The sequence below is a fragment of the Crocosphaera sp. genome, assembly GCF_030064895.1.
Classification (GTDB): Bacteria; Cyanobacteriota; Cyanobacteriia; order Cyanobacteriales; family Microcystaceae; genus Crocosphaera.
Map to the genome: position 1 here is coordinate 1 of NZ_JASJEB010000078.1, position 12205 is coordinate 12205.

The following is a 12205-nucleotide window of genomic DNA, read 5'->3' on the forward strand; positions in this document are numbered from 1 at the left end:
GTTAGAACTTTTACGTCGTCACTGGAACTATGCACTTGGTCAGCGTTTGGACTGGTTAAGACGGACTCGCTGTGCCATTGATAGATGTAATTTAATTAGTGAACCTATAGGAGAAATAACACAACAAGTTAATTATTACACTCAACAATCGGATTTAAAACAGACAAAAATTCTTTTCCCTGACTACAAGAATATCTACTGCGAAGTTCAACAAATGAACCTTCAAAGGTTAGAGAAAGCTTGGAAAAAATGGTTGATTCCAGATAAAAAAGGAAAAAGAGGAGGACGACCTAGATTTAAGAAAGCTGGTCAATTAAGGTCTTTTAGTTTTTCCAGAGTGAATCATCCGAAAGCTGTTATTAAATTCTTTAATAATTGTATCTGGACAAAGAAATGGGGAGCTATCCCAGTTATAGTTCATCGTCCCATTCCTGATAATTTTGTCCTCAAAACCACTACAATTGTCAAAAAAGCTGATGGATATTATGTCTGTCTTACAGCCGAAGATGAGACTATTCCTAATATTATACCCATAGATAATATCAAATCAGCAGTGGGAATTGATGTAGGATTGAAAGAGTTTTTGACTACCAGTGTTGGTGAAACAGTTGCCGTTAAAAAGATTTATCGTAATCGACAAAATCATTTAGCTCGGCAGCAACGTAAATTAGCCAGAAAAGTTAAGGGTTCAAAAAACTATGAAAAGCAACAAAAAAGAATAGCTTTAACTCATCAGAAAATTCAACGCTATCGAAAAGATTGGCACTACAAAACAGCACATTGGTTGGTAAATAATTATGATTTTATTGCTTGTGAAGACTTAAACATCAAAGGGTTAGCTAGAACTAAATTGGCTAAGAGTATTTTAGATGTCGCTTGGGGAAATTTCTTAACAAAACTAGAAGCAGTGGCGGTCAAACGCGGCGTTTGGTTTGTTAAAGTTAGTCCTCATGGAACGACTGTAAATTGCTCAAACTGTGGTCATAAAGTCCCGAAAACTCTATCAGTTAGATTACACGAATGTCCTCAATGTAATTTGACAATGGATCGTGATGAAAACGCCGCAGTTAATATTATAAACAAGGCATTGCAAATACATGGGGTGGGTCTCATCCCGTCTGCCTGTGGAGGCTTAGTCAATAGACAGCCCGTGAAGCAGGAAACTTCTAGAAGTGAATATATTCAATTATCTCTATTTTAGAAGCCCCCGTTATACGCCTCGGCGTTAACGGAGGGAGAACGTCACCGACTCTTCCTGATACATTGACCTATGGGAGCCTGTAATTACAGGAATAAAAATTGCTGCTATTATTGTAAATAGTATTTAACTAACATCATGAAAATATTAGTAACTGGTGCTGCTGGATTTATTGGCTTTCATTTGAGTCAAAAACTTTTATCAAAGGGAAATGAGATTATTGGCTTAGATAATCTAAATGATTATTATGAGGTTTCTTTAAAAGAAGCTAGACTGGCATTATTAAAACAAGAGAATAATTTTAGCTTTTATCAATTAGATTTGGCTAATAAAGAAGGTATTGAAAAACTATTTCAAGAGCATCAATTTGATGTTGTTGTGAATCTTGCAGCACAAGCAGGGGTAAGATATTCAATAGAAAATCCCCATGCTTATGTAAATAGTAATATTGTGGGATTTCTCAATATTTTAGAAGGTTGTCGTCATTCAAAAGTTAAGCACTTAGTATTTGCTTCTTCTAGTTCTGTTTATGGAGAAAATAAGAAAATCCCCTTTTCAGTCCATGATAATGTAGACCACCCTATTAGTTTATACGCAGCTACTAAAAAATCCAATGAATTAATGGCTCATACTTACAGTCACTTATATAATTTACCGACAACAGGACTCAGATTTTTTACTGTTTATGGACCTTGGGGAAGACCAGATATGGCCTATTTTTTATTTACTAAAGCTATTTTATCGGGTCAAGCTATTAAGGTTTTTAATCAGGGTAAAATGAAGCGAGATTTCACCTATATTGATGATATTATTCAAGGCATTGTTAAAGTAATGAATAAAGTACCACAATCTGATCCTAAAACCAGTAAAGTTCCTTACAAAATTTATAATATAGGTAACAATAAACCAGTTGAACTATTACATTTTATAGAAGTGATAGAATCTTGTTTAGGGATGAAAGCTCAAAAAAATATGCTTCCTATGCAGCCTGGAGATGTTCCTATGACCTATGCTGATGTAGATGACTTAATGGAGGATGTGGGTTTTAAACCTAACACTCCCATTGAAGTAGGGGTTAAAAATTTTGTAGATTGGTATAAAGATTATTATAAAGTAAATAGTTAAGTTTTTTTATCATGAAAATACTTCATATTTGTGCAGTTGATTTTACTGGTAAAAATCTCTTAACATGGAAGAAAAATCGAAACAAAGTACATCACCTATGATTGTTATTACAGGGGTAACAAAAGGACTAGGGAGAGCATTATCTGAGGGCTTTATTAAACTGGGATATACAGTAGTCGGATGTGGTCGTTCTCTTAATGAAATTGAAAAACTTAATCATTTATATCCAGATCATCAGTTTGATGTGGTAGATTTATCTGATAATCAAGAAGTACAAACATGGGCTAAAAAGGTGATTGAAAAATGGGGTAGTCCTGATTTTTTGATTAATAATGCAGCGATTATTAATCAACCTTTACCCCTATGGGAAATCAGTGAGGAAGAGTTTGTTCAATTAACTGATATTAATATTAATGGGGTTGTTAGAACAATTCGCGGTTTTTTACCTGCAATGATTCAACAAAAAAAGGGAATCATTGTTAATTTTAGTTCAGGATGGGGGCGTTCTACATCTCCAGAAGTTGTGCCTTATTGTACGTCAAAATGGGCTATAGAAGGGTTATCTCAAGGTTTAGCTCAAGAAGTGCCTAATGGCATAGGAATTATTGCTCTCAATCCAGGAATTATTAATACTGAAATGTTGCAAACTTGTTGGCCAGATAATGCTTCTATGTTTGAATCTCCTTCACAATGGAGTCAAAAAGCTATCCCTTTTATTCTAAAATTAACAGCTAAAAATAATGGTCAATCTCTCACAGTACAGTAATATCTATGCCTAGTCTTTCGATTATTATTCCTACTCTCAATGAAGAGAAGTGTTTAGGACGAACTTTATCGTCTCTAAATTTATTAAAACCATCCCCCATCGAAATTATTGTTGTTGATGGTGGCAGTCAAGATGAGACAGTGAATATTGCTAAAAATTATGATATAACTCTCATTACTTCTGCTACAAAAGGACGTGCTATTCAAATGAATGATGGTGCAAAATTAGCTAAGGGAGATTATTTATGTTTTGTTCATGCTGATACTTTAGTTCCGTCTGATTTAGTGACTATAATTGAAACAACTTTGCATAATCAGGATATTGCTGGTGGTGGCTTTATTTCGTTAATGAAAGGCTCGAAAAATACACGATGGGGAACTTCGTTACACAATTATCTTAAAACTTATTATGCACCTTTATTATTTCGTCCCCGTCTCTTTTTTTTCAAAGGTTTAAGATTATTATTTGGAGATCAAGTTATGTTTTGTCGTAGCAGTGATTTCTGGAAATGTGACGGTTTTGACGCAAATCTTCCTATCATGGAAGATGCTGATTTATGTATAAGATTAGTTGCTTATGGACGTATTTGTTTGCTTAACCGTGTGGTTGAGTCTTCTGATCGTCGTGTGGCTAAGTTAGGTCCTTTTAAAGCTAATATAATTTATCTTTGGATTGGTATTCTTTGGGGTTTAGGGGTTAGTGCAGATTATCTCAAACAATTTTATGCTGATATTCGTTAATTTATTATGAAACTTTGTTACTCTTTAAAATGGAATTTACTCAACTCGCTCATTCAATTGAGATTTCCTGATATTAATAATATTTCCACTGAAAAATTGGCTATTTGGTTATCTGATAAAAACCAGGAAAAACCTTTAATTTTAGATGCTCGAAATAAGATTGAGTACGCTATTAGTCATCTAAAAGGAGCTTGTTTAATTCCTTATGATTCTCCTGAGATAAAATCTTTGATTAAATGTTCTGTGAACACTCCAATTATTACTTATTGTTCCGTGGGTTATCGTTCAGCTATTCTGGCTCAACGATTGCAAAAAATGGGCTACAAAAAAGTATTTAATCTCCAAGGTTCTTTGTTTGTTTGGTTTAGGGAAAATCGACCCGTTTTCTGTGGAGAAGAAATTGTTTCATGTATTCATCCTTTTAACCTATTTTGGTCACTTTTGCTCTGAAAAAATTAGTTATTACCAAGGTAAAATTTCACCATTAGAATGCCAAAAAGTTCCTGTATTTTCTAGATTTAATTGGTCAATACGAGCTATTAATCCTTGCACTGATTTTTCTGGAGTAATACCATTAGGAGTAAAATTAGTCATTCTAGTTTTTACTAAACCTGGATGCAAAATAGCTACAGCAATATTTTTGGGTTTTAAGTCAACAGATAAAGACTTTCCTGCCATACATAGAGCTACTTTTGACATTCGATAACCATAGGAACCCCCAGAGGTATTATAGCAGTCGCCAAGGCTATTAGGACATTTTTCTGTTGCCTGTTGCCTGTTGCCTGTTGCCTTAAAATACAATTTATGTGTCCTAACTAACCTGTCTATTGCTATATCTTCGATTGAACCCATACGACTGGTCATTAGAATGATTTTAGAACCTGTTGTTAAATTGCGAAGTAAAGTCTTAGTTAATCTTAAAGGAGCAATAGCATTAACTTCAAATTGTTGGCGAATACTATTAATATCTAAATCATCTAGGGTTACTCTCTCTAAAATAGCAGCATTATTGATTAATACATCTATTTTTTGTCCATTGAGTTTTTTTAGTAATCCTTTTATATCTGTATCTGAAGTAAGATCAATACCAGTTTCTATGGATACGTCTAGCTCCAATAATTCTTGAGAAACTTCTCGACAAACTGCAATAACATGGTTTCCTCGTTGTTTTAGTTGACGACAAAATTCTAAACCAATTCCTCGATTTGCTCCCGTAATTAAGTAAGTAACCATCTGTTTTTTAGTGATAAGATAAACAAAATCTAGGTTTATATCCCTAAAATTTTTTAAATATTGCTTTGATTTATCATAGTTTAAATATATCATTTAAGTCAATATTCTATCTCCTGCCTATTCTAAAATATAAGATAGGTTTGAGAACTGAATTTAGTATAAAACCCTATCTAAAACTGCTTGAGCGATAACTTCTGCACCATCTTTAGCTAATATTTTACCTATTTTGGGAGGGTTAGGTTCTTGTTTTAAAAAGTCCCAGTTTCCTTGAAAAAAGCTATCTGTTTCAACAATTTGATGTTCCGTATAATTCCTAATTCCTTCTAACAAAAAAGGCGTTTCAGCAAAATCATTTCTTACTAAAGAGATGATAGGAATATCTAAACGCATGGTTTCGGCAAAAGTGCTAAATCCAGGTTTAGAAATAACTCGACTACATAAAGGCATAAAATCAACTGGACGATAGACAGAATCGCTGATTTTGATAATATTATCTAAGTCGGGAGCATTACGATCAAAGGTAATAAATTGCCAGTCAGAAAATTGTGCTAAATTATCATAAGGTATTTGTTGTAATCCTAAACCACCAAAGGTTAATAAAATGGTTTTGTCTACAGAAGCAGTTAAGTTAAACTTATTTCTTAAATCATCAATTTTATAACGAGGATTCCCACCAGTTAAGCCCACATCTGTGATAGAATCAAAAGCAGTCATGGATTCAGCCATAGGGAAACGAAAAAGGCGATCACATTGTTGATAACAGTCTTTAATCCAGTTAACAACTTCTTGCCATTCTTCTCCCCAAGCTTGATAAATAAAATCCCAACCAAAATTACTCATCATCCAACAAGGTATCCCTGCCAATTTAGCAATAGGTGCCATTAAAGGAGGTATATCAGCCAAAATTAAATCAACTTTATTGGTCTTAAGAAAGTTAATTTCTCCTGCCATTAAAGCTTGACGTTTTTCATAAATTTCTTTAACTTTTTTCATGGTAACAACCTTATCCATTGTAAAACTATCCGATTGAATAACACCCACATCAAAAGCTAATGGACGGTAAATAAAATCCCCTGAAATATAAGATTCTAACAACCATCTCGGGGCAGTGGTTACCATAATAATTAAACTATCAGGACGTAATTTTAAGATAGCATCAGCAACCGTAGAAATGCGTACCGCGTGACCAAAACCATGGCCAGTTGCAGCTAAATAAATAATCGGTCTTTTATTATTACTTAATTGTGTCATTTTTGAATAAAAATTTAACTCAGAACTCTGAACTTAGTTTAGCAATCTTTCGCATTAATTTTGGGTCTAATTTTCACACGAACAAAGACGGCAGTAATATTATCATGACCGTTATAACTATTTGCAAAGTCGATTAATCTTCCCATACCTTTCTCCAAAGATTGGCTAGACTTAAGTAAAGGTAAAAGATAGGTTTCCCAATGATCTTCTACTAAATCATTATCACATAATCCATCAGAACAAAGTAGAAATAAACTGTCTTCAAGCAACTTGAAAAAGAGAATATCCGGTTGTATATGTTTATTTTCATGAGGGCCTAAAGCTTGGGTTAATTGATAAGCATCCGGTCTAGCATAAGCTAATTTAGGATCAACGCCGTTTTGAATCGCCCTTTGTCCCACTTCGTGATCGATGGTGAGTTGTTGGACTCCTTGTTTGCCACTAATAGCATAAACCCGACTATCTCCCACATGGGCAACCGCTACTTTAGTTTGATCTACTAATATTAAAACCAAAGTGGTTCCCATGCGTCCACTACCGGAACTAGCGTTTTTCTGATTGACATCGTAAAGATTTTTATTGGCTAATAAAATACCTTTGAGTATGGTTTCTTCGTCAGGAAAATCCTCTTGCCAATGTTCAGCAAAAAACTCTTCTAAGGTTTCTACAGCCATTTTACTGGCAACTTCCCCGGCCGCATGGCCACCCATCCCATCACAGACAATGTAAAGTCCACGACCATCAACTATTGTACTATGATTAGTTTGCCGAATATTGACCCAAGTATTCATACCAAAATAATCTTCATTATGATCCCGTTGTCGTCCTCTGTCTGTGCATCCCAAGGCGGTTAAATTGACTAATTCCATCGGTAGAACCGCCGTAGAATCATCATTAATTTCTGTAGTAGTTGGGTTTTGTTCTAAGTCCCCACTCAAAAGTTCTGGTTGAAAGTCTGGTAATTCTTCCCCTAGCAACTCCAGGGATGAAGAGCGATCTTCTCCATTGCTGGGTTTCTCTTGATCTTCAATCATCTGTTGTTCGGCCGCTAAATCTTGTAGTTGTAAACGCAATTCAGCGACTTGGTAAAGCTTTCCTTCAGCAACTTGTTGAATAAGGATGGCTAATTTGCTGGAGGAAGGATAACCACCTTTGTTGAACCAAGTCTGCCATAATTGACCTAATTTTTGGAAAGAAGGGGGATCATGGGCAGGATCGGGATAGAGTTTTAATAACCCGAAACTTTGATCTTCATCCAATCTCAGGTTATCTTCTATGAGAAGACTTTGACGACAGTTAATGACTGATAAGCTTGTCCAGAGGGTAACTATTTGATTCAGCCAATAAATAATCTGTAGGGTGAGTAAGGAATGGTTGATCAGTAAATCAGGGATCTCTTGCCAATGGTGGCGATGGGGTAATATGATGACTTCAGTTTCATTATCCACCCAAGCGTCATAGACTTCAGGAATGACGGGGTTTAGGTCTTTGAGAGTGAGATAGGGAAAGGCTGCGCTAGGAATGCCCATTTGTTCCCAGAATAGGGTGGGATCGTCTTGTTCACTCTCTTGCAATAAACCTGAGATTAATACGGGTAAAGTGGATTTTTCTAAGGGTTGACAGTCCACTACTTGACCTTGATAAATTTTATGAGTGGCAGTTGTGGCAATGATTTGAAACTGTACTCCTTCTTGATCTGACCAAATTTGATATCTTTGTCTAAGATCGAGATATTTGTCGTTGAAGCTTAAATTATCGTCTGTTTGCTCACTTTTAATGGGTTGGGTGACAATGACTTGCCACAGTTGACCATTGAATGCGCCACATTCTTGACAGTAAGGCTCAGAAAAAGGGGTATCATGACCACAATGAGGACAAGTATAATGGACCAATGAGGTTTGACAATGTTGACAGACCTCACTATTATTGGGGTTTTCTGAGTGACATTGGGGACAAACAAGCATAAATAACGAGATCCGTGGTTAAGGGTGTTATCAGTTATGGGTTTATCTTGAACTACTCCAACGCAAGGCTCTCGGGATTCTTTACACGATAAAGTATCGCATTGGAGCGTCCAAAAGCCCCCCTAATACCTCTCTCTTTTCAAAGAGATCGGCTTTACTTTTACGTCCAATATTAGCAGAACCATTGATATCTGTGTTAACTAATTTTTTATTCTTAGTTAGATACAAACCTCTCTTAATTCTTTTGCCAGAAAATTCGTAGGTTTGTGGATTATCTACATTATATTCTGGTAGATTATCTAAGTCTAATGCACTTGCTAAACTAGTTTAGTATTCTTCTTGTTCCATGTAATTAACTAAGTAAATATTCTGCTGCTTTAATTCCAGATAAGACCGCTTTTTCCAAGGTTAAATGAAGATCCAGAGCAGGTTTTGTAGAAAAAGCATCTCCTGCTAAAATCAAAGGAATAGAGTTATCCACAGCTAAAAATTCCTCTCCATAGACAGTTTTCGGATGACTGTAACGCCATCGATGGACTTGATAATTAATCACCTTTGAACCTAACCAACTTGAAGCAAAATTAAACAGTTTTTCGGCAATTATTTGATCATCCTTATTCAAATATTCATCACTAAATTCGGGAGTAGAATGTATAGTAACAGCAAACCCTTGGGGAGAAATTCCTTTTTTATGATTACAAGCAATACTAGCAAGACAAGAATTATCAACTGTTAACCATCCCGAAGCAGGAATTAAACTTAACTCTTCCAACAAGGCTAAAATAGTAATACGAGGGTAATAAACAACTTTTTCAAGACGAGATTTTATCAAAGAAGGTAAAGCAATACCAGAGTTTTCTAGTAAGGTTAAAGATTGAGGAACAGGAGCAGTTAAAATTAAACTATCCCCCTGGAAAGATTGTCCATTTTCCGTTGCAACCGTCCAACCAGAATCACTCTTATTGATGGTTATCGCTCTTGTTTGTAGATGAATATCCAAGTCTTTTGCTAGATATTTTCCTAAACTGCGATTACTTTCAACACCTCGATAATAAGTAGTTTTCGGATCAACATCTTGGTGGGAATACTCTGTAACAATACCCTCGGCCAACCATCTATTCACCCATTTTTGTACCGTAGCATCCCTAACAGTAAAAAACTGCATTCCATAGTCAAAAACCCCCGTTATCTCATCTGAATGACGAATACGCCTTGTAGCTAAGCGTCCACCAATTCCTCTCCCCTTATCGAGAACAGTGGTTTTAATACCGTTATTTTTGAGTACATTAGCAGCTATTAAACCGGAAATTCCTCCGCCAATAATAACAACATTGTTTTTCTGTTTCTGATTCATGATGTTAGATTTAAAGAGATTCCCAGTACCTCGGAATTATAATTAGAAAATCCCTCGCCAACTCCTACGCATCATGACGGGGGATTCTCTAATTCAGATCCTAATATAGAAGTTATCTATTATCTATTTAATCTGTGTAGTTTCAAGGTTTTGATGAGGTTGTTCAACACCATGAACACGGCGAATATTAGCCCCTAACTTGCGTAATTTGCCTTCTAGGTTATCGTAACCGCGATCGAGATGGTGCAGTCCTTGGACAATGGTTTTTCCTTGTGCTGCTAAACCAGCTAAAACTAAAGCAGCAGAAGCGCGTAAATCAGTGGCCATCACCGGCGCACCAGAAAGGAAAGGAACCCCATTGACTAAGGCAATATTTCCTTTAACACGGATATCTGCTCCCATACGTTGCAACTCAGCTACATGACGCAGACGATTTTCAAACACCGTTTCTGTGACCATACTGCTACCTTCGCTTAAGGTTAATAAGGCCATAAATTGTGCTTGCATATCCGTGGGAAACCCAGGAAAAGGTAGGGTTTTGATGTCTGTTGCTCTTAAAGGAGCAGGAATTAATCTTAAGCGATCGCTTCCTTCAATCATTACCTGGGGTCCCATTTCCCGTAATTTAGCAATCACAGAGGCTAAATGTTCAGGAAAAATGGGACTAAGACTAATTTCTGAGTGAGTTATGGCTCCAGCTATTAACAGGGTTCCAGCTTCGATGCGATCGGGAATTACACAGTAGTCGGTGCTGTGCAGACGTTCTACTCCAGAAACAACAATTTTATTGGTTCCTGCACCTTTAATTATCGCTCCCATAGAGCGACAGAAGTTAGCCAAATCCATAATTTCAGGCTCTTGTGCGGCATTTTCAATAATGGTTTCCCCTTCTGCTAAGGTGGCCGCCATCATAATTGTTTCTGTGGCCCCAACACTGGGATAATCTAAATAAATTTTCGCCCCTTGTAGTCGTTGACGACTTCCTTTAACACAAGCATGAACAACACCATGTTCGATGCGAACGTCAGCACCCATGGCCTGTAACCCTCGTACATGGAGGTCCACCGGTCTTGCACCGATCGCACAACCTCCAGGTAAAGGTACGCGAGTCATACCTAAACGAGCAAGTAATGGACCAATAACAAAGAAACTAGCACGGAGTTGAGAAACTAACTCATAAGGTGCTTGATCTTGTCCAATATCTTGAGCATTGATGTCAATTACATCACCATCTCTGTGTAGTTTGACACCAATAGCTGCCAAAATTTGGGTCATGCGCTCAATATCAACTAAAGAGGGGAGGTTTCTTAAGCGACAATCTTCTGAGCAAAGAATAGCTCCGGCCATTAAAACTAAAGCAGAATTTTTAGCTCCACTAATTTTTACTTCACCTTTGAGGGGAGTTTGTCCCTGAATTTCTAATACGGATTGTTGTTCTTCTAAATGAGTTGTCATAGATCAATATATAAAAAGGTTTTATGGATATAAGCCTCAAAACTAGCAATTATTTATAGTTTCGGTGCAAATTCGCTTTCAATGTAACTTGAATGAATAAAAAAGTCTAGGTAAAGTTCCGTTTTGCCATCTATTATGTTAAGGATTTAAGACTTTATTCATAAATTGACTAATAATTGAAGTCGTGATAAAATAGAAAGTTGGGAATCAAATGCGGGACTGGCGGAATTGGTAGACGCGCTAGATTCAGATTCTAGTGTCCTTAAGGACTTTCGGGTTCAAGTCCCGAGTTCCGCATCAACCATCGCATCTTGACTCGTTCCAATGATCACAAGTATTCGTAATCCTTTAATTAAGCAGATTCGTAAGCTACATAGCACTAAAGGAAGACGAGAAGGAAATCTGTTGCTGTTAGAGGGTACTCATTTGGTGCAGACGGCTTATGGGGCCGATTGTTCCCTGATTACTTTATGTTATACGGAGCAATGGCGCACCCGTTACCCGGAATTGTGGGAAAATGTATCTAAACGGGTGCAAAGGTTGGAAGTGGTTTCGTCTGAGGTTTTGGCTGCTATGACCACCACAATCAACCCTGATGGTGTGGTAGCAACGTCTTTATTTGAACCATATATAGAAGCGAAAATTACGGATTTTAGATTAGGATTGATTATAGAAAGATTGCAAGATCCTGGCAATTTAGGGACTATTATTCGCACTGCTGCTGCAACTGGAATTGATGGCATTTGGTTGAGCGATGATAGTGTAGATATTGATCATCCGAAAGTATTAAGAGCTTCTGCCGGTGCTTGGTTTCAAGTTCCTATGTTCGTCAGTTCAGACTTAAAAAGTGTGGTGGAAAAATATAAAAATAATGGAGTTAATATTGTAGCAACCTTACCCAATGCGACGCAAACTTACTGGGATTTACAGTTAACAAAACCGACATTAATTTTATTAGGAAATGAAGGCTCAGGATTATCAGATTCTTTAGTTTCTTTAGCAGATGAATTGGTTAGTATTCCTTTAGGTGAAGGAGTAGAGTCATTAAATGTTGCTATTGCCACAGCATTAATTTTGTATGAAGCTAAACGACAACAAATATAGGGGAAAAAACAATCT

General features: G+C 36.5%; 11 protein-coding genes and 1 tRNA gene. 7 read left to right on the plus strand and 5 right to left on the minus strand.

Going from position 1 to position 12205, the window contains the following annotated elements; genetic code table 11:
- From QNJ66_RS16430 to QNJ66_RS16450, 5 genes are all read left to right on the plus strand, one after another.
- The coding region (locus tag QNJ66_RS16430) for a transposase (protein ID WP_300508800.1) at window positions 1-1201 on the plus strand (1201 nt) is incomplete at its 5' end.
- 132 nt (window positions 1202-1333) lie between these two features.
- Window positions 1334-2323 carry an NAD-dependent epimerase gene (locus QNJ66_RS16435; protein WP_300508842.1) on the plus strand — a complete coding sequence of 330 codons (990 nt, stop codon included), beginning with the start codon at window positions 1334-1336 and terminating at the stop codon, window positions 2321-2323.
- A 64-nt stretch (window positions 2324-2387) separates the two neighbouring features.
- The gene (locus QNJ66_RS16440; RefSeq protein ID WP_300508802.1) at window positions 2388-3089 is read left to right on the plus strand and encodes an SDR family oxidoreductase; all 702 of its coding nucleotides are present in this window, start codon (window positions 2388-2390) and stop codon (window positions 3087-3089) included.
- 5 nt (window positions 3090-3094) lie between these two features.
- Window positions 3095-3829, plus strand: coding sequence for a TIGR04283 family arsenosugar biosynthesis glycosyltransferase (locus tag QNJ66_RS16445; protein ID WP_300508804.1), 735 nt, complete (start codon window positions 3095-3097; stop codon window positions 3827-3829).
- A gap of 6 nt (window positions 3830-3835) precedes the next feature.
- The gene (locus QNJ66_RS16450; RefSeq protein WP_300508806.1) at window positions 3836-4279 is read left to right on the plus strand and encodes a rhodanese-like domain-containing protein; all 444 of its coding nucleotides are present in this window, start codon (window positions 3836-3838) and stop codon (window positions 4277-4279) included.
- 12 nt (window positions 4280-4291) lie between these two features.
- Here the strand turns inward: QNJ66_RS16450 and QNJ66_RS16455 are convergent, their stop codons facing one another.
- The 5 genes from QNJ66_RS16455 to murA form a co-directional block, all read right to left on the minus strand.
- Window positions 4292-5062, minus strand: a complete 771-nt coding sequence (locus tag QNJ66_RS16455; RefSeq protein WP_300508808.1) for an SDR family oxidoreductase — start codon at window positions 5060-5062, stop codon at window positions 4292-4294.
- A gap of 153 nt (window positions 5063-5215) precedes the next feature.
- Entirely contained in the window at window positions 5216-6313 is a 1098-nt protein-coding gene (locus QNJ66_RS16460) for a glycosyl transferase (protein WP_300508810.1), read from the minus strand.
- Window positions 6314-6351: 38 nt separating this feature from the next.
- The gene (locus QNJ66_RS16465; RefSeq protein WP_300508812.1) at window positions 6352-8277 is read right to left on the minus strand and encodes a serine/threonine phosphatase; all 1926 of its coding nucleotides are present in this window, start codon (window positions 8275-8277) and stop codon (window positions 6352-6354) included.
- 352 nt (window positions 8278-8629) lie between these two features.
- Window positions 8630-9631, minus strand: coding sequence for an FAD-dependent oxidoreductase (locus QNJ66_RS16470; protein ID WP_300508814.1), 1002 nt, complete (start codon window positions 9629-9631; stop codon window positions 8630-8632).
- 123 nt (window positions 9632-9754) lie between these two features.
- Window positions 9755-11086: a UDP-N-acetylglucosamine 1-carboxyvinyltransferase gene (gene murA, locus QNJ66_RS16475; RefSeq protein ID WP_300508816.1), complete on the minus strand. Its 1332-nt coding sequence runs from the start codon at window positions 11084-11086 to the stop codon at window positions 9755-9757.
- A gap of 213 nt (window positions 11087-11299) precedes the next feature.
- On the opposite strand from murA, the gene QNJ66_RS16480 reads away from it, so the two are divergent.
- Together QNJ66_RS16480 and QNJ66_RS16485 are read left to right on the plus strand one after the other, a co-directional pair.
- A tRNA-Leu gene (locus QNJ66_RS16480) sits at window positions 11300-11383 on the plus strand.
- Window positions 11384-11410: 27 nt separating this feature from the next.
- Entirely contained in the window at window positions 11411-12190 is a 780-nt protein-coding gene (locus tag QNJ66_RS16485; RefSeq protein WP_300508817.1) for an RNA methyltransferase, read from the plus strand.
- The last annotated feature ends 15 nt before the right edge of the window (window positions 12191-12205 follow it).